The organism is Mesorhizobium sp. ESP-6-2 (assembly GCF_020164675.1).
Lineage (GTDB): Bacteria > Pseudomonadota > Alphaproteobacteria > Rhizobiales > Rhizobiaceae > Mesorhizobium.
Genome location: NZ_JAIUGT010000001.1, coordinates 404,233 through 424,463, shown reverse-complemented (window position 1 = coordinate 424,463; position 20,231 = coordinate 404,233). Strand labels below are relative to the sequence as shown.

The 20,231-nt window shown below is 64.6% G+C and carries 20 protein-coding genes; 10 read left to right on the top strand and 10 right to left on the bottom strand.

The window, feature by feature from the left end; all coding sequences use genetic code 11:
• Positions 1-46: 46 nt before the first annotated feature.
• On the bottom strand, positions 47-1,060 hold the full coding sequence (locus LB532_RS02120; protein WP_140643383.1) for an ABC transporter substrate-binding protein: 1,014 nt from the start codon (positions 1,058-1,060) through the stop codon (positions 47-49).
• 210 nt (positions 1,061-1,270) lie between these two features.
• Here LB532_RS02120 and LB532_RS02115 point away from each other — a divergent pair, with 210 nt between their 5' ends.
• The 5 genes from LB532_RS02115 to LB532_RS02095 all read left to right on the top strand — a co-directional run bounded on the left by LB532_RS02115 (position 1,271) and on the right by LB532_RS02095 (position 7,545).
• Complete coding sequence (locus tag LB532_RS02115; protein ID WP_140643382.1) at positions 1,271-3,688, top strand: glucan 1,4-alpha-glucosidase; 2,418 nt, start codon at positions 1,271-1,273, stop codon at positions 3,686-3,688.
• A gap of 42 nt (positions 3,689-3,730) precedes the next feature.
• Entirely contained in the window at positions 3,731-4,747 is a 1,017-nt protein-coding gene (gnd, locus tag LB532_RS02110) for a phosphogluconate dehydrogenase (NAD(+)-dependent, decarboxylating) (RefSeq protein WP_140643380.1), read from the top strand.
• Between the two features lie 22 nt (positions 4,748-4,769).
• Positions 4,770-6,146 (top strand): glucose-6-phosphate dehydrogenase, encoded by a 1,377-nt coding sequence (gene zwf / locus LB532_RS02105; protein WP_140643378.1) that lies wholly within the window; start codon positions 4,770-4,772, stop codon positions 6,144-6,146.
• Positions 6,147-6,162: 16 nt separating this feature from the next.
• Complete coding sequence (locus LB532_RS02100) at positions 6,163-6,867, top strand: ROK family protein (protein ID WP_140643376.1); 705 nt, start codon at positions 6,163-6,165, stop codon at positions 6,865-6,867.
• A 216-nt stretch (positions 6,868-7,083) separates the two neighbouring features.
• Positions 7,084-7,545 (top strand): MucR family transcriptional regulator, encoded by a 462-nt coding sequence (locus tag LB532_RS02095; RefSeq protein ID WP_140492615.1) that lies wholly within the window; start codon positions 7,084-7,086, stop codon positions 7,543-7,545.
• A 333-nt stretch (positions 7,546-7,878) separates the two neighbouring features.
• On the opposite strand, the gene LB532_RS02090 is transcribed toward LB532_RS02095, so the two are convergent.
• The 3 genes from LB532_RS02090 to LB532_RS02080 are packed head-to-tail and all read right to left on the bottom strand — an operon-like array spanning position 7,879 to position 9,113.
• Positions 7,879-8,286, bottom strand: a complete 408-nt coding sequence (locus tag LB532_RS02090) for a lysozyme inhibitor LprI family protein (RefSeq protein ID WP_140643375.1) — start codon at positions 8,284-8,286, stop codon at positions 7,879-7,881.
• Between the two features lie 31 nt (positions 8,287-8,317).
• The gene (locus LB532_RS02085; RefSeq protein WP_140643373.1) at positions 8,318-8,743 is read right to left on the bottom strand and encodes a hypothetical protein; all 426 of its coding nucleotides are present in this window, start codon (positions 8,741-8,743) and stop codon (positions 8,318-8,320) included.
• 34 nt (positions 8,744-8,777) lie between these two features.
• A complete protein-coding gene (locus tag LB532_RS02080) occupies positions 8,778-9,113 on the bottom strand; it encodes a hypothetical protein (protein ID WP_140643372.1) in 336 nt (111 codons plus the stop codon).
• Between the two features lie 840 nt (positions 9,114-9,953).
• Here LB532_RS02080 and LB532_RS02075 point away from each other — a divergent pair.
• Together LB532_RS02075 and LB532_RS02070 are read left to right on the top strand one after the other, a co-directional pair.
• Positions 9,954-11,192 carry an MFS transporter gene (locus LB532_RS02075; protein WP_140643370.1) on the top strand — a complete coding sequence of 413 codons (1,239 nt, stop codon included), beginning with the start codon at positions 9,954-9,956 and terminating at the stop codon, positions 11,190-11,192.
• Positions 11,193-11,277: 85 nt separating this feature from the next.
• Positions 11,278-11,508 carry a hypothetical protein gene (locus tag LB532_RS02070; RefSeq protein WP_140643369.1) on the top strand — a complete coding sequence of 77 codons (231 nt, stop codon included), beginning with the start codon at positions 11,278-11,280 and terminating at the stop codon, positions 11,506-11,508.
• A 21-nt stretch (positions 11,509-11,529) separates the two neighbouring features.
• On the opposite strand, the gene LB532_RS02065 is transcribed toward LB532_RS02070, so the two are convergent.
• From LB532_RS02065 to hemC, 6 genes are all read right to left on the bottom strand, one after another.
• On the bottom strand, positions 11,530-12,267 hold the full coding sequence (locus LB532_RS02065) for a glutamine amidotransferase (protein WP_140643367.1): 738 nt from the start codon (positions 12,265-12,267) through the stop codon (positions 11,530-11,532).
• 14 nt (positions 12,268-12,281) lie between these two features.
• Positions 12,282-12,761: a TerB family tellurite resistance protein gene (locus LB532_RS02060; protein WP_140643365.1), complete on the bottom strand. Its 480-nt coding sequence runs from the start codon at positions 12,759-12,761 to the stop codon at positions 12,282-12,284.
• Positions 12,762-12,797: 36 nt separating this feature from the next.
• Positions 12,798-14,399 carry a heme biosynthesis protein HemY gene (locus tag LB532_RS02055; RefSeq protein WP_140643363.1) on the bottom strand — a complete coding sequence of 534 codons (1,602 nt, stop codon included), beginning with the start codon at positions 14,397-14,399 and terminating at the stop codon, positions 12,798-12,800.
• Between the two features lie 10 nt (positions 14,400-14,409).
• On the bottom strand, positions 14,410-15,894 hold the full coding sequence (locus LB532_RS02050; protein ID WP_140643361.1) for a mitofilin family membrane protein: 1,485 nt from the start codon (positions 15,892-15,894) through the stop codon (positions 14,410-14,412).
• A gap of 89 nt (positions 15,895-15,983) precedes the next feature.
• On the bottom strand, positions 15,984-16,700 hold the full coding sequence (locus LB532_RS02045) for a uroporphyrinogen-III synthase (protein WP_140643359.1): 717 nt from the start codon (positions 16,698-16,700) through the stop codon (positions 15,984-15,986).
• Between the two features lie 2 nt (positions 16,701-16,702).
• On the bottom strand, positions 16,703-17,629 hold the full coding sequence (gene hemC, locus LB532_RS02040) for a hydroxymethylbilane synthase (RefSeq protein WP_140643357.1): 927 nt from the start codon (positions 17,627-17,629) through the stop codon (positions 16,703-16,705).
• Between the two features lie 103 nt (positions 17,630-17,732).
• Between hemC and tsaD the strand changes: the two genes are divergently transcribed.
• Genes tsaD through LB532_RS02025 form a run of 3 tightly spaced genes read left to right on the top strand, consistent with a single transcriptional unit; the run spans position 17,733 to position 20,203 of the window.
• Positions 17,733-18,821 (top strand): tRNA (adenosine(37)-N6)-threonylcarbamoyltransferase complex transferase subunit TsaD, encoded by a 1,089-nt coding sequence (gene tsaD / locus LB532_RS02035; RefSeq protein ID WP_140643355.1) that lies wholly within the window; start codon positions 17,733-17,735, stop codon positions 18,819-18,821.
• A gap of 26 nt (positions 18,822-18,847) precedes the next feature.
• Positions 18,848-19,870 carry an NAD(P)H-dependent glycerol-3-phosphate dehydrogenase gene (locus LB532_RS02030; RefSeq protein WP_140643495.1) on the top strand — a complete coding sequence of 341 codons (1,023 nt, stop codon included), beginning with the start codon at positions 18,848-18,850 and terminating at the stop codon, positions 19,868-19,870.
• Positions 19,871-19,906: 36 nt separating this feature from the next.
• The gene (locus tag LB532_RS02025) at positions 19,907-20,203 is read left to right on the top strand and encodes a YciI-like protein (protein ID WP_140643353.1); all 297 of its coding nucleotides are present in this window, start codon (positions 19,907-19,909) and stop codon (positions 20,201-20,203) included.
• The last annotated feature ends 28 nt before the right edge of the window (positions 20,204-20,231 follow it).

Sequence of the window (20,231 nt, the reverse complement as noted above, 5' to 3'; positions counted from 1 at the left end):
CAACGATATCCGGTCGGCGATGCGCAGGGCAACGCGTGTGCGATGTTCACTTGATGTTGGCTTTGATGGCCGCGATGGCATCTTCCTGCGTGTATTCGTGCGTGGCGACCCCGCCCTCCTTGATCTTCGGCAGGGCGGCCTCGAAATCGTCCTGGGTGAAGGCAAGATACGGCACCAGCAGGTCGTGCGGAATGTCCTTGCGGCCATCGAGCACCTGTTGTGCCACCCAAAAGGCGAGCGTCGACACACCTGGCGCGATCGAGGCCGACCAGGTCTGATAGCCGTCCTTTTCCTTCTGTTCCTTCCACCACTTCAGCTCGTCCTGCCGATTGCCCATGATGATGGTCGGGCGTGGCTTGCCGGCCGCGGCGAAGGCTTGCGCTGCGCCATAGCCGTCACCGCCCTGGTCGACGATGCCGACGACATCCGGCAGCGAGGGCAGGATGGTCGCCACCGCCTTCTGCGCCGTGGTCTGGTCCCAGTCGCCGGTCACCGAGCCGACGATCTTGAATTCGGGATGAGCGGCGACGCCTTCGAGGATGCCGGCATGGATGGCATCATCGATCGATGTGCCCGCGAGGCCGCGGATCTCGAGCAAGTTACCGCCCTTGGGCTGGAACTTGGCCATGTGCTCGACTTCCTGCTTGCCCATGTCCTTATAGTCGACGACGACCCGGTAGGCGCATGGTTCGGTGACTATGCCGTCGAATGAGACGACGACGATGCCGGCATCGCAGGCCTGCTTGATGGCGCCATTGAGCGCATCGGGCGAGGCGGCGTTGATGACGATTGCGTCATAACCCTGCAGGATCAGGTTCTGCACCTGGGCTGCCTGGGTCGGTACTTCCTTGTCGGCCGTCGTGAAGACATCGGCGGCCCCGACCACCTTGTCGGCCACCGCCTTCTTGGTGACGGCGTTGTAGCTGTCGAGCATCGCCTGCCGCCATGAATTGCCGGCGTAATTATTCGAGAAAGCAATCTTCTTGCCGCTGGTGTCGGCCATGGCCGTACCGGCTGCGAGCACTATCGCAAGGGTGCCCAGAACGAACAGTTTCTTCATGTCATACTCCTCCCATAGAGTTGCTGATTTGCTGGCTGCTGATGAGTTTTGGGCTCGCGCACCTGTTTTTTATCTATTGTCAGACAAAAGTGCAGAAGGGCGGCGAGCTGTCAACTGCAATCCATAAGAAGCCACCGATCACATTGCGGTGCGACGATTGAAAAGGCTTCGGTGGATGGGCTAGGCATGCAGGTAGGAGGCCGCAGACGCATGGCAGTGACGCCGATCGTTCCCCCGGGGGCTCCGGGAATTCCGGCGCGCTGGACGTCAAGCGCCAAAAGCGGCGTCGGCGCGGCGCTTTCGCCGTTGAGCCGCGTCTGGTTCACGCTCAGCCATGGCATCCTGAACGAGATCTACTATCCCGGTGTCGACAGTGCCTGCACCCGCGACCTCGGCCTGATCGTCACCGGCCCGAACGGATATTTCTCGGAAGAAAAACGTGATGCCGCGCATGGCATCGAACCGTTCGAAGAAGGCGTGCCAGCCTACAGGCTGGTCAATACCGCTGATGACGGCGCCTACCGGATCGAGAAGCGCATCCTGGCCGACCCTGCACGACCCACCTTGCTGCAGGAGATCACCTTCACGCCGCTCAAGGCCGCCACGGGGGACTACCGCGTCCACGCCTTGCTGGCGCCGCATCTGGTCAATGCCGGCATGGGCAACACCGCCTGGGTCGGCGACCATGACGGAGAGCCTGTGCTGTTCGCCTCGGGCCGCGGCACCTGCCTTGCGCTGGCCTCGTCGCTATCCTGGCGGAACTGCTCGGCCGGTTATGTCGGCGTCTCCGACGGCTGGCAGCAACTCAAGCACACCGGTCGGCTTGATCCAGCCTTTCAGCGAGCCGAGGACGGCAATGTCGCGCTGACCGGCGAAATCGGGTTTTCCGCCAACAGCACCAAAACGGTACTGGCGCTGGGCTTCGGGGCGACGTCCGAAGAAGCCGCTCGAAATGCCTTCGCCAGCCTCAGGGAGGGTTTCGCGGTGGCGGCAACATCCTACGCCGAACAATGGCGCGAATGGCAGGCGGGCCTGCTGCGGCTGGATCGCCACGGCGCGTCCGGAGTGAACAGCTACAGGATCTCCACCGCCGTGCTGGCGACGCACCGGTCATCGCTCATGCCGGGCGCAGCGGTCGCCAGCCTGTCGATTCCGTGGGGCTTCGACAAGGGCGACGACGATCTCGGCGGCTACCATCTGGTCTGGCCGCGCGATCTGGTCGAGACAGCGGGCGGCTTTCTCGCCGCCGGCGATGTCGCCTCGGCCCTGCAAACCCTCGACTATCTCTGCTCCATCCAGCAGCCGGATGGCCACTGGCCGCAGAACGCCTGGCTCGATGGGACAGCCTATTGGCCGGGCATCCAGATGGACGAATGCGCCTTTCCGCTGCTGCTGGCGGATGCGCTGCGGCGCCAGGGCCATTTGCCACGCGTCAGGCTCTTGTCCTTCCTGCCAATGATCGAGCGCGCCGCTGCCTATGTCGTGCGCAATGGACCCGTCACCGGCGAGGACCGCTGGGAGGAGGATTCCGGTTACAGCCCGTTCACCCTCGCCGTTGAGATCGCGGCGCTGCTTGCCGCCGCGGATATGCTGGAGGCGTGCGGCAAGCAGGACGCAGCAAGCTATCTGCGCGAGACCGCCGACGGCTGGAACGATCAGGTCGAGCGCTGGACCTATGTCACCGGCACGGCAAGCTGCGAGGCGGCCGGCGTCGCGGGTTACTATGTCCGCATCGCACCGCCCGACAGCGCCGAGGCCGGTTCGCCGAAGGACGGCTATGTGCCGATCAAGAACCGCCCGCCTGGCGATACCGACCGGCCGGCGCAGGAAATCGTCAGCCCGGACGCATTGGCCCTGGTGCGCTTTGGCCTCAGGGCAGCCGACGATCCGCGCATCATCGACACGGTCAAGGTCATCGACGCGCAGCTGCGCCGCCAGCTGCCGCAGGGGTCGCTCTGGTATCGCTACACCGGCGACGGCTATGGCGAGCACGAGGACGGCGCGCCATTCGACGGCACCGGCCAAGGCCGCCCCTGGCCGTTGCTCGCCGGCGAGCGGGCCCATTACGAGCTGGCGGCCGGACGCAAGGACAAGGCGACCTTGCTGCTCGCGGCAATGGAGGGCTCGGCCGGGCCGGGCGGCCTGTTGCCGGAGCAGGTCTGGGACGGCGCCGACCTGCCCGAGCGCGAACTGCTGCATGGCAAGCCCTCGGGCAGCGCCATGCCGCTGGTCTGGGCGCATTCCGAGCACATCAAGCTGTTGCGCTCGCTGCGCGACGGCGTGGTGTTCGACAGGCCGCCGCAAGGCGTCGAACGCTATATCGACAAAAAGACCGTCTCGCCGTTCAGGACTTGGCGCTTCAACAACAAGATCCGTTCCATGCCGGCCGGCAAGACAATGCGCCTCGAGCTCTTGGCGAAGGCAACCGTCCATTGGAGCGTCGATAATTGGGCGACCGTGCATGACAGCGCGACCAGGGAGAATGCCCTCGGCATCCACCTCGCCGATCTGCCGGTCGCCGGCCTGCCCGAGGGGAGCACGCTGATCTTCACTTTTTTCTGGCCCGGCAGCGGGGATTGGGAGAATGTCGACTTCTCCGTCATCATCGGTGAACAGAACAGAGTGTAGATCCTTCCCACCAGATCCTCTTCAAGACACAAGGACGAGACCATGCAGATCGGAATGATGGGACTGGGCCGGATGGGCGCCAACATGGTCCGGCGGCTGATGCGCGACGGCCACGAATGCGTCGTCTACGACATCAACCCGGCAAGCGTCGCCGCCTTGGTCAAGAACGGCGCGATCGGCGCAGCCTCGATGGAGGAGTTTGTCGACAAGCTCGCCAAGCCGCGCTGCGTGTGGCTGATGCTGCCTGCGGCCATCACCGGCACGATCGTCGATCAGGTGGCAGCGCTGATGGAACCCGGCGACATCATCATCGACGGCGGCAATTCCTACTATCACGACGATGTCGATCGGGCCGCCAAGCTCGCCGCCAAAGGCCTCAACTATGTCGATGTGGGCACCAGCGGCGGCGTCTGGGGCCTCGATCGCGGCTACTGCCTGATGATCGGCGGGCCCGACGACGCGGTCCGCCATCTCGATTCGGTCTTCGCCACGCTGGCGCCCGGCGCGGATGCCGGTGCGCCCGCTCCCAACAAGACGGCCGGCACGGCGCCCTTCGGCTATCTGCATTGTGGCCCGAGCGGCGCCGGCCACTTCGTCAAGATGGTCCATAACGGCATCGAATACGGCGTCATGGCCGCCTATGCCGAAGGCATGAATATTCTCAAGGCCGGCAATGCCGGCAAGGTCAAGCGCGAGGCCGATGCCGAGACCAGCCCGCTCCAGAACCCTGAATACTACCAGTTCGACATCGACCTTGCCGAGGTGGCCGAGGTCTGGCGGCATGGCAGCGTCATCGGCTCGTGGCTGCTTGATCTCACCGCCGGCGCGTTGAAGAGCGATCCCGGCCTGACCCAGTTCGGCGGCCGGGTATCCGATTCCGGCGAAGGCCGCTGGACCCTGAAAGCGGCCATCGACACCGGCGTGCCGGCGCCGGTGCTGTCCTCGGCCCTGTTCGACCGCTTCTCCTCGCAAGGCGAATCCGAATTCGCCGACAAGCTCTTGTCGGCCATGCGCTATGCATTCGGCGGCCATGTCGAAAAGCCCAAGGCCGGCAAGTGACGGCGGCACGGGAGACGCACTCATGAGCCAGGAACGGTCCGACACGCTGGTGCTCTTCGGGGCGACCGGCGACCTCGCCCACAAGAAGATATTTCCGTCCCTCTACGCCATGGTCGCCAAAGGGACGCTCAGCGAACCGGTAATCGGCGTCGCCTTCGACGCCTGGGATTTGAAGAAATTGCAGGATCGCGCGCGTGACGGCATCGTCAATGCGCTCGGCAGGATCGACGAGAAGGTGTTCGCCAAGCTCGCGTCGCTGCTGCGCTATGTCAGCGGCGACTATCGCGATCCGGCCACGTTCGAGAAACTGAAGAGCGCGCTGGGCACCGCCCAGCGGCCGCTGCACTATATGGCGGTGCCGCCGACCATGTTCGAGACGGTGGTCCAGGGCCTGGAGCAATCGGGCACGGCGCGCGGCGCGCGGCTGATGGTGGAAAAGCCCTTCGGCCATGACCTGCAATCGGCACGCTGGCTGAACCGGGTGCTGCATCTGGTGTTCGACGAACAGTCGATCTTCCGCATCGACCACTATCTCGGCAAGGAAGCGATCCAGAACCTGCTCTATTTCCGCTTCGCCAATTCCTTCCTGGAACCGATCTGGAACCGCAATTTCGTCGAGAGCGTGCAGATCACCATGGCCGAGGATTTCGGCATCGACGGGCGCGGCCGCTTCTATGACGAGGTCGGTTGCGTCAGGGACGTGATCGAGAACCATCTGCTCAACATCCTCCTGCTGCTGGCGATGGAACCGCCTGTCGGCCGTTCCGCCGACGACCTGATCGATGAGAAGGTGCAGGTGCTGCGCGCGATCCGCACCTTGACCAAGGACGATATCGTGCGCGGCCAGTTCGACGGCTATCTCGCCGAGCCCGGCGTGGCGCCCAACTCGCCGGTCGAAACCTTCGCCGCGGTGCGCTTCCTCGTCGACACCTGGCGCTGGCGCGACGTGCCGTTCTTCATCCGCGCCGGCAAGAACATGCCGGTGCATGCCACGGAGGTGATCGTGCGGCTGAAGCGGCCGCCGCTCGATGTCTTCGACCCGATCAAGCCGAACGACGCCAATTATGTGCGCTTCCGCATCGACCCGCAGGTGGCGATCTCGATCGGCGCGCAGCGCAAGGCAGCGGGCGACGACATGATCGGCGAGCAGGTCGAACTGACGGCGCTCGACGACAGCAAAGGCGACATGCCGCCCTATGAACGGCTGATCGGCGACGCCATGAACGGCAATGGCCAGCTTTTCACCCGTCAGGACGCCAGCGAACTTGCCTGGCGCATCGTCGGGCCGGTCCTCGGCGACACCACGCCGCCGCATCTTTATGAACCGAAGACCTGGGGGCCGGCCGAGGCGATGAACGGCTTCGGGCCGCCGAACGGCTGGATCAATCCGTCGAAATAGGCTGGGAGACGGCAGCATGGGCAGGACGGCAAGGTCGAAAACGGCGAGCGGCGACCCGACCGTGCTGTCGATCGACATCGGCGGCTCGCACATCAAGATCCTTACCAGCGCAGGCGGCACTGAGCACCGCGCCGATTCCGGGCCGGATCTCACACCGCAGCAGATGATCGATGCGGTGAAGGCGCTGGCCGACGGGCTCTCCTACGACGTCGTCTCGATGGGCTATCCCGGCCCGGTGCATCACAACAGGCCGTTGCTCGATCCCGCCAATCTCGGCAAGGGCTGGGCCGGCTTCGACTTCGCCGCGCAATTCGGCAGGCCGGTCAAGGTGGTGAACGACGCGCTGATGCAGGCCATCGGCAGCTATGAAGGCGGTCGCATGCTGTTCCTGGGGCTGGGAACCGGCCTGGGTGCGGCGATGATCGTCGACAACGTAGCCCAGCCGATGGAGCTCGCCCATCTCCCCTACAAGAAGGGCAAGAGCTTCGAGGACTATGTCGGTGAACGCGGCCTTGTGAAACGCGGCAAGAAGAAGTGGCGCAAATCCGTTTTCGACGTCGTCGAGAGGCTGCGCGCCGCCATGCAGCCCGATTATGTCGTCATCGGCGGCGGCAATGTCGACAAGCTCGACGATTTGCCCGCCGACAGCAGGCGCGGCGACAACACACGCGCCTTCGAAGGCGGATTTCGTCTGTGGCGAGACAAGGCCCTGATCGTCTGATAGTATTACAGTTCAGTATAGTTATTCAAAATAATGTGTGACACTGGGCCAAGTCGTTGCATTGCGCAGATTTGCCGACTAGGAATTCCGGCGCACTACATCGCGACGCACCGCGAGGGACGTGCAAAGACGCCGCCGCACTTTAACTTTGCGCATCATCCCATCCGAAACTGTGCCGATTTCGGGCCCCATACGCCATAGACGGAGGAAAATAGATTGACCGACGACAGCAACGACGCTCGCAAGGATATCGACCTTCTCGAGCTGACCGCCCATATCGTGTCGGCTTACGTCGAGAAGAACCGCCTGCCCGCCTCCGGCCTGGCCGACCTCATCGCCAGCGTCAGCGCTTCGATCAGTGGGCTCGGCCAGCCGGCCGTACCCGTGGCGGCGCCGCTCGTGCCGGCGGTCAATCCCAAGAAGTCGGTGACGCCGGATTTCATCATCTGCCTGGAGGATGGCAAGAAGTTCAAATCGCTGAAGCGTCATCTGGGCGTGCATTTCGGCCTGACGCCGGACGCTTACCGCGCCAAATGGGGCTTGCCGTCGGACTATCCGATGGTCGCTCCCAATTACGCGGCCTCGCGTTCGGAACTGGCGAAGTCGATCGGTCTCGGCCGCAAGGCCGTCGCCCCGAAAGCGCCGGCCAGAGGCAGGAAAGCCAAGGTCTCGGCCTGAGCGCGCATTCCGGCGCTGAGCCAATGGTTTGATTGAGGCCTGCCGGCGGTTCCGTCTTGGCAGGCTTCATGCTTTTTGGCCTGGACGTGCCAAGCCATGAACTACACCAGGATGGTGATCGAGAAAGAGGCGCCGGAGGAATAGGGCTACGACCGCATCCGTTACAATCTCTCCGAAATTCGATCGCTGACCAGAAGCCATTCGACCTCGGCCTGTCGCTGCCCGATCTTACGCTCTTCCATGGCGAGCGCGCAATTGCAGGGTGGGCTCGACGCCATCTCCGCCGCGCTGAGGGAATGATTTTCCACCCCGCCTTCAGGCGGGGTGGAAAGCTCAGTTCGCTGCCGGAACCGAACAGCTCAGATCGCCTTCCTTGCAGTTCAGGTAACCCTCGAAATCCTTGACCCGGGATTGCGTCAGGCCATCCATGCACATCGAGAGGAGCATGGGGACCACGCTGCCTCCGGCCGCTCCCGCGGTCTGGAAATTGCACTCGGCGTCGCGGAACTTGATCCAATCCTGCTGCGCTTGGACAAGAAGCTTCTTGGTATCCGCGTCGTCCTTCAGGCGGGTTTCGATCTGCTTGTAAAGTTCGTTGAGCTTCTTGTCGGATTTCCTGAACGAAGCATCGGCGCACTGGTTCATGGTGGCCTGATCCTTGGCGTCGGCGCACTTGTCCTTGGCAAAAGCGAAAGCCGGCATGGCCAGAACCACGGCGGCGGTCAGAATTGCGGTTTTCATTGGTTCTCCTCCTCTTTGCAGGTGAGCGTCGTCATTCCGTAACGGTTTCGGCGAAACACCTGGCCAGCTTTTCCGGCGCTCCGAGCTTCTTCGCCCAGGATACCAGTTCAGGCTTTTCCGATGGATCGGCATAGCCGCCCCATACGTCACGAAACTGCTTCCTTCCGTCGACGGTCTGGAAGAACATCACGCCGTCATCACTAACAGGCGTGGAGACATACGCGGCGCTCCAGTTGCCGCTTTCCAAGATGGTGATGAACTTGGCGCGGGCGGGCTTGAACTTATTGTCCATCGCCGAAGCGACGAGCGGTGCATATTCCTGTTTGCGCGCCTTCGTCACTTCGACCTTGACGCCTTCGCAGGCATCGTTCGCGAAAGCAGATGTCGGTATCAACCCCGCCAGCCCGATCATGACGATTTTGGCGTGCCGTCGAACCAAGTCGCCGAGTTCAGACATAGGTGATTTCCTCTTCCTTCACGGCGTGTGGCTGTCAGTCGGAATCGCCGTCATCCGACGAATTGTCATCGTCAGGCGCATCGACCTGGCAGCCAATGCCATTGCACCCCTGATAGTTGCCCTGCGTATCGAAGTTTGGATTGCCTTGCCTGTCGTATTGCGGCCTGTCGTCGATGCTTTGATCCCCATCATCAGGGTCATCGACTTTGCATCCGATCCCATGGCAGCCAATGTATCTGCCTCGCGTATCGAAATTGGGATTGCCTTGCTTGTCGTATTGCGGCCTGGCGTCGATGGTCTGATCGTCGGTGGTGCAGCCGGCGACCGCCAGTAAAACACTGGCGATAACCGAATAAACTATACGTTTCATGATTTATTCTCCTCGCTCCCCGGCGGCGGTTCATCCGTCGATCGGGGGACGATCGGAAGAGGACAAAAGCTTCGCGGACCACGAAACGCCCGGGCTGTGGTCCATGCATTCGACGACTTTGCGGCCAGCTGTCGCAATTCCTCAAGTCGAGGGGAACGCTCCCAGCGGGAGCCGCCTTGGCGAATGTCCATTTCCCTCTCCATGCCTAGCGCCCATCCGCCCAAGCATGCCAACGATCCGCCGGCGCGGTTGATGTATCCATAGGTTGTAACCGATTTCGCCGGCTAGCAAGGGAAAATTGCCCGATCTTGAGTTCTGTTTTGAAAATGCTTAATAATCCAGTAAGCACCATGCTTGGTTTAGCAAGTACTTAAATGCACGTGACAGAAAGGAGCCAGCAAAAGATTGCTGATTACGCCTACGTTTTTTCGCACTATTCCAAAATAAAATGGTCTATTATTCCCAATTCACAAGGGACGACGATATATAAGGGTAAAATGACGCTCGGCATTATCGCCAGAACCTCAATGTATTGGTAAGTTTCGGCCAGGCCAGTGGGCAAGCCGAAAAGAATGCTGCTCACTGATCGGCTTTCAAGGCTATCGCGTGAACGATGGGGAGACATGCGGTCTTCGAGACACCCGATAGGCTTTTCTGTCCCGCTGGGTCTTGTGGGTGAGTTTCGTGTGCGTTCGATGGAACACGTCAGAAAATCCTTGATCCAGAACCTGTTTTTGCGCGCCTCATACGTCGAACTGGGCTAAAGGGTTCCCTGGCCGGACCAGCGTCCATCGTGGAAGTGCCCCGCCGGCCTCCATCCTTCTAACGGGGCCTCGTTCCATGACCTCCAAACAGATATCACCGGACCAGCGCTATGCCGCGTTCCGCCACCGCTCCTTCCTGAGCTATTGGGCGGCGCGCTTCCTCACCACGTTCGCCACCATGATCGTGTCCGTCGCGGTCGGCTGGCAGATGTACGACCTGACCCGCGACCCGCTCGATCTCGGCCTTGTCGGCATCGTCCAATTCCTGCCTTCGCTGCTCCTGGTGCTGGTCACCGGGGTCGTTGCCGACCGTTTCGGCCGCCGGCTGATCATGGCGCTGGCGGTGCTGCTCGAGGCGATCTGCGCGCTCGCGCTGCTCATCCTGACCCTGCGCGGCATCAGCGGCCCGCTGCCAATCTTCATCGTGCTCGCCATGTTCGGCATTGCCCGCGCCTTCTTCGGACCGGCCTCGTCGTCGCTGTTCGCCAATCTGGTGCCGCCCCGGGATTTCGCCAACGCCATCGCCTGGAACTCGTCGGCCTGGCAGACGGCGACCATCGTCGGGCCGGTCGCCGGCGGCCTGCTCTACGGCGTATCGGCCGAGGTCGCCTATGGCACGGCCACGGCGCTGATGCTCGTCGCCGGGCTGCTGATCTTCACCATACCGAGGCCGGCCCAGCGCAGCGAGACCGACAAGCCGACCATGCAGACCCTGTTCGCCGGCTTTGGTTACATCTGGGGCGAGAAGATCGTGCTTGGCGCCATCTCGCTCGATCTCTTCGCCGTGCTCCTGTCCGGCGCCTCGGCGCTGCTGCCGATCTATGCCCGCGACATATTGCAACTCGGCCCCTGGGGGCTTGGTTTGCTGCGCTCGGCGCCAGGGGTGGGTGCCATCTGTGTCGCCATCTGGCTCGCTGGCCATCCTATCCGAAACCACGCGGGCCTGATCATGCTCGGCTTCGTGGCCGCGTTCGGCGCCTTTACGGTGCTGTTCGGCCTGTCGACCATCGCCTGGCTGTCGATCCTGGCATTGGCCTTCCTCGGCGCCACCGACATGTTCAGCGTCTACATCAGGGAAACCTTGATCCAGCTCTGGACCCCCGATCATGTCCGCGGCCGCGTCAACGCCGTCAATCAGGTCTTCGTCGGCGCCTCCAACGAGCTCGGCGAATTCCGCGCCGGCACCATGGCGGCGCTGATCGGCACGGTGCCAGCCGTCGTCATCGGCGGCGTCGGCGCCATTGCCGTTGCCGGCCTGTGGGCCTACCTGTTCCCGGCGCTCCGAAGGGTGCGGCACCTCAATGGACGAAACTGACGGGGCATCGAATTCAGGTCCACCGGTATCGGCGGGCTGCGAATCTGTGCTAAGCCGCCGCCCGACCAACCAAAGGACGATACCTGTGAGCGAACCGACCGTGGCCGAGGCAACCGAGAGTATCTATGTGTCGCTGCGGGCGGACAATGCCGATCTCGACGCCCATATCGCGACGCTTAAGGCAGCGCTGGCACGAGAGGGGATAAAGCAGGCGGTGTTCGATCCCACCAAACTGGCGCAGAACAACCGCTCGGGCCGCAAATTGATGCAGGCTTATTTTCGCCACCGCGGTGTGAGCGTGGCGTTTTCGGACTAGCAGGCGTTAAACGATCCGCTGTCAGGGGATGGTGGTGCCGCGACCGCGCCGTCGGCCGCCGAAAATCAGGATCAGGAACTCGTCCAGCCAGCGCTTGAGGTGCATGTCCCAGATGAGCCGGCCGCCGAGATGGTCGCGGCCGGGCTGGGCGCCCGGCAATTCGAAGCGGTGCGCGCCGCGCACCACCCAGCGCTGCATCATCACTCGGGTCAGTTCGCCATGGAACTGGATGCCCCAGGCATTCTCGCCGTAGCGAAAGGCCTGGTTGGGATAGGTCTCGTTCGTAGCCAGCAGTGTCGCGTCGCTGGGCAGCGAAAAACCTTCGCGATGGAACTGATAGACCATTTCGGGCCAATGCATCAGCTTCCTGCCGGCTTCGGTCGCCTTGAGCGGATACCAGCCGATCTCGACCAGACCTTCGCCATGGCCCTCGACCTTGCCGCCGAGATGGTTGGCCAGCATCTGCGCACCAAGGCAGATGCCCAGCAGCGGCCGGTTCTCACGCAGCGGAACCTCAAGCCAGTCGGTCTCGCGGCGGACGAATTCGTCCTCGTCATTGGCGCTCATCGGCCCGCCGAACACCACGGCGCCGGCATGGGCGTCGAGTGTCTCCGGCAAGGCATCGCCAAGCGGCGGACGGCGGATGTCGAGATCGAAGCCTTCTTCGAGAAGCATATGGCCGACCCGCCCAGGGCTCGAATTCTCCTGATGCAGCACGATCAGGATTCTTGGCTTCGAACGCGACGGCTTCGGCGGCATCGTAAGATGGGACCCTATTCGTCGCTAGACGTTCCAAGGGCGCCCGGCGACCCGGCCGCCGCCTTGCGGCGCGCCTCGATCCGGTCGTGGCGTTCGACGCCGATCAGCTCGGCAACGCGCCAGACCGTGTTGTCCTCCAGCTCGTGCAGCTCGCCATCGGCATAGACGATCTCCCACATCAGGCCGATAAAAGCCTTGCGCCCTTCGGCATCGAGGTGACGCTTCAGCACGCTGGTGAAGGCATAGAGGTCGATCGCCTCGTTGTCGGCGCGCTCGCCGGCCGCAGCCAGCGCGTCTAGTTCGTTGCCGTTGATCGAATAGGTCTGCGCCAGCACTGCCTTGAACCGCTCCCACTCGACATCCTGGCGCACGCCGTCCGCGTTCATGACATGGTAGAGCAGCGCCGAAGCCGCCACGCGTGGATCATCGGCGCTGGCGCGGGCACCGGCGCCGGTCGGCAAATCCCTCAGAAACGACAGAACGCGTTCGAACATCAATCCATTCCCAAACGACCGGGCCACCCGGACAACTCAAAACAACCGGAACCGGCGCGGCGATTTTTCCGCCTCGTCGTCCGGATCGACGCCGGGATCGTCCGGCAGGCGCGCCAATTCCTCCGCCGGCTCGACGGCCTCGGCATCGTCAGGCGCCGCGGCGAAGGCCTGCGCCGTCACCGGCCTGACATCGCCCTCGTGGGTCTCGGCCTGCTTGCCTGCCGTCTCGCTCCCCGAAGCGGCATGATCGATCACCTCGACCGGCTTTTCCGGCGCTGGCCTGCCGGGCGCTTCGATGGCCACCACCGGGGCGTCCGGCGCCTCGTCACGACTGTCGATCAGTTGGCCCAGGCGCTCCGTCGGTGCGCGCCACTCGAAGGCATCGAGCCGGCCGGTGACCGGCGATACCGGCGCCCAGCGCTCCGAGACCACGCCGTCGGCGACCCAGGCCGGATCGCGCGGCGCCCGCACCGCCTTGGACAAGAGCTGTCGCACCTTGCCCTGGTCGCCGGTCTCGGCTTCTTCGATGTCGGCCAGAAGCAGATAGGCGCCCTCGCGGCGGTCCATCCGGATTGCCGCCTCGGCCTCGTGGCGGGCGGTCGCAAAATCCTGCGCATCGAGCGCGGCGCGCGCCACCGTCATTGAGGATTCGGCGTGGTTCTTCCTCATCTCCTGCAATTTCTTCGCCCGGTTGAGGCGATCGAGCACGGCGTCGCCTGGCCTTGCATGGGTATAGAGCTCCGCTATCTCCGGATGCGGTTCGGCCCTCCAGGCCGTCTCGAGTATTTTCGAGCCCTTGCGCACGTCGTTCTGGCGAAACAGCAGCGTCGCAGCCGCGACCGCGGCCGGCGCGAACTCCGGCTGCAGCCGATTGGCCTCTATCGCCGCCGTGCGGGCGGCCGCGGAATCGCTGTCGGCGAGTGACTGCGCCTTGGCGGTCAACAGCACGGCGCGTCGGCGGTTGGCGGCGTCGCGTTCGATCTGGCGGGTCGCCTTCTGCGCCTCGACCAACTTCAGCGCGCCGTCCCAGTCGCCGCGACCGGTCAGCTCTTCAAGCGTCGATTCGGCCGCCCAGGCCAGTTGCGGCGCCATGCCGGCGGCGCGCCCGGCATAGTGCCTGGCGGCATTGCGGTCCCCTAGGCGCTCGGCTTCGAGATAAAGTCCGCGCAGGCCGAGCAGCCGCATCTCGGGATCGTCGAGCATGCTCTCGAATTTCTGGCGCGCGCCTTCGTGGTCGCCTTCGAGCAGCGAAGCCTGGGCCTCGAGCAGATGGATCAATGGCTCCTGGTCGGAGCGGATCAGCTTGGCCGCTTCCTTGGTCTTCTTGCGGGCCAGTGCGCCGTCGCCGGCGCCGGCGGCGATCATGCCGGTCGACAGCGCCTGATAGCCGCGGTCGCGGCGCCGCACCCGGAAATAGCGCGAAATGGTGTAGGGGCTGTTCCAGACCGACTTGATCAGCCACCACAGGATCATCACCGCCGCGACGACGGCGACCACCGCCACCGCCGCCACCATCAGGCTGACCTGATACTGGTAGCCGTTGAAGGTGATGACCATGTCGCCCGGCCGGTCCGCCAGCCAGGCAAAGCCTAGGCCCAGCGCGAAGACGACGGCGAGGAAGAGCAGGATTCGGATCATCGCTGGTTCCTCACGCCTTCATCGCGCCTGATATCAGCGCATCGATCAGCGTCTCGACCTCGATGCGTGCCTTCAGCTTGCCGGCAAAATCGGCGCCGGCCGCCTTTGCAGGCGCGGGCAGCGTCTCATATTCGGTGAGCGCCTTGGCATAGTCGCCCTGATTGACCGCCACCTCCATGCGCGCGATGGTTTCCGGTGCGCCGGCGCCCTGGACAGCGCCGATCGGCCGGACTTTGACCAGCGATTCGGCGCTCGACAGAAGGTTCTGCAGCAGCCCGGCATTTTCGTCCACGGGCGTGGCCGCCGCGACCATGGCGTTGGCTGCGGCATCCATCTGCGATGCGATCTCGGTGCGGGTCTGGACGCCCTTTTGCGCGTAGGCACGCAGAGCCGCAAGCTGCGGCGCGTCCGGCGCTATCGCGGCGAAGGTCTCAAGCTCGGCACCGAACGGCGCGCCACGGTCGAGCGCCGCCTTCAGCGCCGAAGCGGCGATGGCGAGCGCGACCTTCGGCTGTCCGGCCTGCGCCTCGACTTTGCCGGAAAGCTGCGCCACCGACTGCTCCAGCGCGGTGAGCCGGCCGTCCTGCTTCGCCGCCGCCTCGCCGGCCGATTTGACCAGCGCATCGAGGCCGGCCAGCCTCTCATTGAGCGGACCGAGATCCACTGGAGCCGGGTTGCCGGCCTTGCCTAGCGCCCCAACCGCCGTCTCGATCTGCCTGACCTTGTCGCCAAGCGCGGCCAGCCCGGCATTGTCGCCCGCTCCGCCTTGCTCGGCCGCCGATTTTAGCGCCGCGACATCCGTCCTGACCTGGTCCAACGCCGCGGACAAGCTGTCGACCTTGGCCGACGCACCGCCGTCGCCGGCTTGCTTCAGATCCGCGATCTCGGTTCTGAGCGCAGCGATTTCGCCGTTGACGCCTTCGAGCGAGACGCTGGCACCGGAGCCCGGCGCGCCGAGCAGGCCGGCAAACTGCAATCCGCCGGCGCCGACCAGCGCGATGACACCGCCGATGATGCCCGCCGCGATGCCGTTGACCCGCTTCGGCGGCGGTGGCGGTGCGGATGCGGTTTTCCCGTTCCCCGCCGAGGCGCCGGTCACCGGCCCGGCCGGATCAGGTTCGGCGCGCTTCGCCGATGCGTCCTCGAAACTGTAGTCGAAGGCGCCGGCCTTGCCAGCGGCGTCGTCCGGGGAACCGGGGTAGGCCGCCGCCGGTTCGTCCGCCTTGCGGGCGCTTTCCGCGGATCGATCCGATCGGCGCGCTGTCGCCTCGGCGTGCTCCCAGGGTTCGAGATCGGTCTGGTCGGCGTGCACAGGCTCTTCGGGCGCCTCCGGCTGCGAGGCGTTCGCGGCTTCCTCCGCCTTGGCCTCGTCGGTTTGCGCCCCGGCCTTGGCGGCATTCTCGTCGGCGATGCGGGAAACGGCGCCGGGCTCGAGTTCGATGGTCACCGGATCGCGGCGGCTTTTCGAATGTCGCATCTTCGGCGTCTTGACCATGCTTGGGCTCCGCGAATTCGCTTGGGGATGGTTCAAAGAGGGTCTAGCACATCACCAAGCGGTGAAAAGGGGCGGTGTGATGACGCGGCTCAGCGCCCGGGCCGCAAAAGCGAAAGCAGCGCATCCTCGTCGGGCCGTGCAGCTATGCGGATACGGTCGCCAGCGACGTCGCCAAGGACGGCGGCGATGCGATGCGACAGGGCAAAAACCCGCGTCTTGCCAAAGATTTCATGCAGCGCAGGCCGCCTGACCAGGACCCGCAGCGCGGCAGCCGCCCTGGCGGAATAGAGCAGCACCGCATCCGCGGTTTGCCCTGACAGACGGGCGAGCACGGCCTCGTCCGAATAGGTCACGGCGAGCGTGTCGTATGTCTCGACGGGGCGGACCCCGACATCGGCAGCTTGCAGCCCCTGCTCGAATGTCGGGAAGCGCACGCGTCCGCAGAGATAGACAATGGTCTTGCCCTGGAATTCGCCGGCAAGACTGCCGGCAAGACCCTCGGCATTGCCGGGACCTTCGCTGACGGACAAAAACCCTGCTTCACGCGCGGCTTGCGCGGTCCTCTTGCCGACGGCATGGCAAGGCAAGTCCGAAAGCCGGGCGACGACCTCCTTCGGCGCAAAGCGCACGGCATTGGCGCTGGTCACCGCAACGGCCCCGGCATTGACGATGACGAGGTCCGCATCGACCGGCAACGCCACCGTCTCGGTCAGCGGCAAAAGCACCGGTAGAAACCCCATGTCCTGCAGCAGTCGCGCGGTGCGGGAGGCGCCCAGTTCCGGCCGCGTCACCAGAACGCGCTGCACCGTCAGGCCCAGCCGTCGAAGAATGTCTCGCCGGCCCTGGCCCGCACCGTCCTTGCCGCCTCTTCACCGATGAGGGCGGCATCCAGCGCCGGGCCTTTCATCTCGACCATGTGCGACTGCGTACCATCAGGCGAGATGATCAATCCCGCGAAAGAAAGGTCCGCGCCGTCTATCACGGCATGACCGGCAATCGGTGTGCGGCAGGAGCCGTCGAGGGCCGCCAGGAAAGCGCGCTCGCAAGCCAGCGCCTGTCCGGTCGGCAGGTCATGAATGGCCGCCAGCATCTGTTCGACGTCGCCATCGCCGATGCGGGTTTCGATGCCGATCGCGCCTTGGCCCGGCGCCGGCGGAAAGATGTCGAGCGGGATCAGATCGGTGACTACATGGCCGAGCCCGAGCCGCTTCAGCCCGGCATGGGCGAGGATGGTGCCGGCGGCCACGCCTTCATCGAGCTTGCGCAGCCGCGTCTGGACATTGCCACGGAACATCACCACGTCGAGATCCGGCCGCATGCGGCGGATCAGCGCCTGGCGCCTGAGCGATGACGAGCCGACTTTCGCCCCTTTGGGCAGGTCGGCGATCGTCTTAGCCGCCCTGCCTACAAAGGCATCGCGTGCATCCTCACGCGGCAAAAAGGCTGAGAGCTCCAGGCCGTCGGGCAATTGCGTCGGCATGTCCTTCGAGGAATGCACGGCAATGTCGATCGCGCGGGCGAGCAGCGCCTCCTCGATCTCCTTGGTGAACAGGCCCTTGCCGCCAGCTTCCGACAGCGGCCGGTCCTGGATGCGGTCGCCACTGGTCGAGATGACAACTATTTCGAACGCTTCTTGCGGCAAATCATGCGCCGCCATCAGCCGCGCCCGCGTTTCTTGCGCCTGCGCCAGCGCCAGCGGGCTGCCGCGTGTTCCGATCTTCAAGATTGTTTGCATGGCGCGCGGTCCGTGATAACCCCCGGGCAGGCGAAGTCGCCTTTTCCGGGCGTCTCCTACCGGGGAAAGCCTCGATATACAATCTCTAGGGGATAGCGACCAGTTGATCCGCGTTCTGGGCATCGAAACGAGTTGTGACGAGACCGCCGCCAGCGTCGTGGCGCTGGAGGGCGATGCCGCGCCCAAAATCCTGTCCAATATCGTGCTGTCGCAGATCGAGGAGCATGCCGCCTTCGGCGGGGTTGTGCCGGAGATCGCCGCGCGCGCCCATGTCGAGGCGCTGGACGGCATTGTCGAGGCAGCCCTTGCCGATTCGGGCGTGGCGCTGGCCGACATCGACGCCATCGCCGCGACCGCAGGTCCGGGCCTCGTCGGCGGCCTCATCGTCGGGCTGATGACGGCCAAGGCGATCGCAGCCGCGGCCGGCAAGCCGCTGATCGCCGTCAACCATCTCGAAGGCCATGCCTTGACGGCACGGCTGACCGATGGGCTCGACTTTCCCTATCTGCTGCTGCTGGTTTCCGGCGGTCACACACAGATCCTGGCCGTGCGCGGCGTTGGCGACTACCAGCGCTGGGCGACGACCATCGACGATGCGCTCGGCGAAGCCTTTGACAAGACAGCCAAGATGCTTGGCCTGCCCTATCCCGGCGGTCCCAATGTCGAGAAGGCGGCGGCATCGGGCGATGCGGGCCGTTTTTCCTTCCCGCGTCCGATGAAGGGGTCGGCGCAGCCCGATTTTTCGTTCTCCGGCCTGAAGACCGCTGTGCGCCAGGCGGCGAGCGCGATCGAGCCCTTGAGCGACCGGGACGTCGCCGACATCTGCGCCTCGTTCCAGGCGGCGGTGGCCGACGCGCTGGGCGACCGTGTCTCGCGCGCGCTCGCCCGGTTCCGCCGGCAATTCCCCGGTACGGTAGCGCCGGCGCTGGTCGTCGCCGGTGGCGTCGCCGCCAACCACACGATCAAGGCGACGCTGGAACGGCTGTGCGCCGAGGCGTGCTTCGCCTTCGTCGCTCCACCGCTGAAACTTTGCACCGACAATGCGGCAATGATCGCCTGGGCCGGCATCGAGCGGATGCGCGAAGGCCTGGCGCAAGAAAACGGCTTCGATTTCGTGCCGCGCTCGCGCTGGCCGCTGGACAGCATCTCCGCGCCGATGATCGGTTCGGGCCGGCGCGGGGCCAAGGCATGAGCAAGGATGGCATGAGCAAGGAGGGCATGAGCGAAGAAGGCATGAGCGGCGTCGAGGCTGCGCCAACCGGCTGGCGCGTTGCCGTGCTCGGTGGCGGGGCCTGGGGTACCGCTTTGGCGCTGGCCATGCTACGCGCCGGCCATTTCGTCCGCCTTTATGCGCGCGACCCGGAGACCGTCGCCGCAATCGACCACGGCGAAAATCGACGCTATCTGCCTGGCATCGCGCTCCAGGCCGGCATCGTGGCGACGAGCAACATCCAAGCCGCGCTCGACGGAGCCGATTGCGTGCTGGCAGTGGCGCCTGCGCAATCGCTGCGGGCGATGCTGACAGCCACCAAGCCGCATATGCCTTCCGGCATTCCGCTTGTCCTTTGCGCCAAAGGCATCGAACGCGACACCGGCAACTTGCTCTCGGCGATCGTCGGGGAGATCCTGCCTGGGAGCCCGGTCGCCGCTCTGTCCGGCCCGAGCTTCGCTAGTGACGTCGCCCGCGGCTTGCCGACGGCGGTGGTGGTTGCCGCCCGCGACGAGGCGCTGGCGGCCAAGCTTGCCGCGCGCTTCTCGGCGGAAAATCTGCGCTGCTATTCGAATGATGATTTGATCGGCGTCGAGATCGGCGGCGCGTTGAAGAACGTCTTCGCCATCGCCGCGGGTGCCGTCACTGGCGCCGGGCTTGGCGCCAGCGCCCAGGCCGCCATGGTGACGCGCGGCTTCGTCGAACTGCGCCGCATCGGTGCCGCCTTCGGCGCCAGACCCGAGACGCTGATGGGGCTTTCCGGCCTTGGCGACCTGCTGCTCACCTGCTCGTCCGCGCAATCGCGCAACTTCGCCTACGGACTGGCGCTCGGGCAAGGCAAGCCGCTTGGCGGGCTGCCGCTGGCGGAAGGCGTGCCGACGGCGGCGATCGCCGCCCGCATCGCCACCGAGCGCGGCATCGACGCGCCGATCATCGCCGCCGTCGCCGCCATACTGGACGGCACCGTCACCATTCGCCAGGCTGTGTCGGCGTTGATGACCCGGCCGCTGAAGACCGAAACCGACGATTAATCCCCACGACTTTGATCCACCGACCAGGAGAAGACCATGCTGTTTGCTTTGATCTGCAAGGATAAACCGGGAAGCCTGCAGGTGCGCCTCGACACACGGCCCGAGCATGTCGTCTTTCTTGAAGGCCTTGTTGGCGAAAGGAGACTGGCGTTCGCCGGCCCGTTCCTCGACGCCGACGGCAAGCCGAATGGCACCTTGGCGGTGATCGAGGCACCCGACATGGCTGCTGCACAAGCTTTGTCGGCGGCTGATCCCTACGCCAAGGCCGGCTTGTTCGAAAGCGTCGAGATCCGCCAGTGGAACTGGACGATCAACAAGCCGGCGGCTAGTTAATCCCGGTCGCCCGCAAATGGGCCGCAAG

Bases quoted from the DNA above. Each gene is read 5' to 3' on its own strand.
- LB532_RS02120 (WP_140643383.1), bottom strand. From the start codon at position 1,060: ATGAAGAAACTGTTCGTTCTGGGCACCCTTGCGATAGTGCTCGCAGCC.
- LB532_RS02115 (WP_140643382.1), top strand. From the start codon at position 1,271: ATGGCAGTGACGCCGATCGTTCCCCCGGGGGCTCCGGGAATTCCGGCG.
- gnd (WP_140643380.1), top strand. From the start codon at position 3,731: ATGCAGATCGGAATGATGGGACTGGGCCGGATGGGCGCCAACATGGTC.
- zwf (WP_140643378.1), top strand. From the start codon at position 4,770: ATGAGCCAGGAACGGTCCGACACGCTGGTGCTCTTCGGGGCGACCGGC.
- LB532_RS02100 (WP_140643376.1), top strand. From the start codon at position 6,163: ATGGGCAGGACGGCAAGGTCGAAAACGGCGAGCGGCGACCCGACCGTG.
- LB532_RS02090 (WP_140643375.1), bottom strand. From the start codon at position 8,286: ATGAAAACCGCAATTCTGACCGCCGCCGTGGTTCTGGCCATGCCGGCT.
- LB532_RS02085 (WP_140643373.1), bottom strand. From the start codon at position 8,743: ATGTCTGAACTCGGCGACTTGGTTCGACGGCACGCCAAAATCGTCATG.
- LB532_RS02080 (WP_140643372.1), bottom strand. From the start codon at position 9,113: ATGAAACGTATAGTTTATTCGGTTATCGCCAGTGTTTTACTGGCGGTC.
- LB532_RS02075 (WP_140643370.1), top strand. From the start codon at position 9,954: ATGACCTCCAAACAGATATCACCGGACCAGCGCTATGCCGCGTTCCGC.
- LB532_RS02065 (WP_140643367.1), bottom strand. From the start codon at position 12,267: ATGCCGCCGAAGCCGTCGCGTTCGAAGCCAAGAATCCTGATCGTGCTG.
- LB532_RS02060 (WP_140643365.1), bottom strand. From the start codon at position 12,761: ATGTTCGAACGCGTTCTGTCGTTTCTGAGGGATTTGCCGACCGGCGCC.
- LB532_RS02055 (WP_140643363.1), bottom strand. From the start codon at position 14,399: ATGATCCGAATCCTGCTCTTCCTCGCCGTCGTCTTCGCGCTGGGCCTA.
- LB532_RS02050 (WP_140643361.1), bottom strand. From the start codon at position 15,894: ATGGTCAAGACGCCGAAGATGCGACATTCGAAAAGCCGCCGCGATCCG.
- hemC (WP_140643357.1), bottom strand. From the start codon at position 17,629: ATGCAAACAATCTTGAAGATCGGAACACGCGGCAGCCCGCTGGCGCTG.
- LB532_RS02030 (WP_140643495.1), top strand. From the start codon at position 18,848: ATGAGCGAAGAAGGCATGAGCGGCGTCGAGGCTGCGCCAACCGGCTGG.
- LB532_RS02025 (WP_140643353.1), top strand. From the start codon at position 19,907: ATGCTGTTTGCTTTGATCTGCAAGGATAAACCGGGAAGCCTGCAGGTG.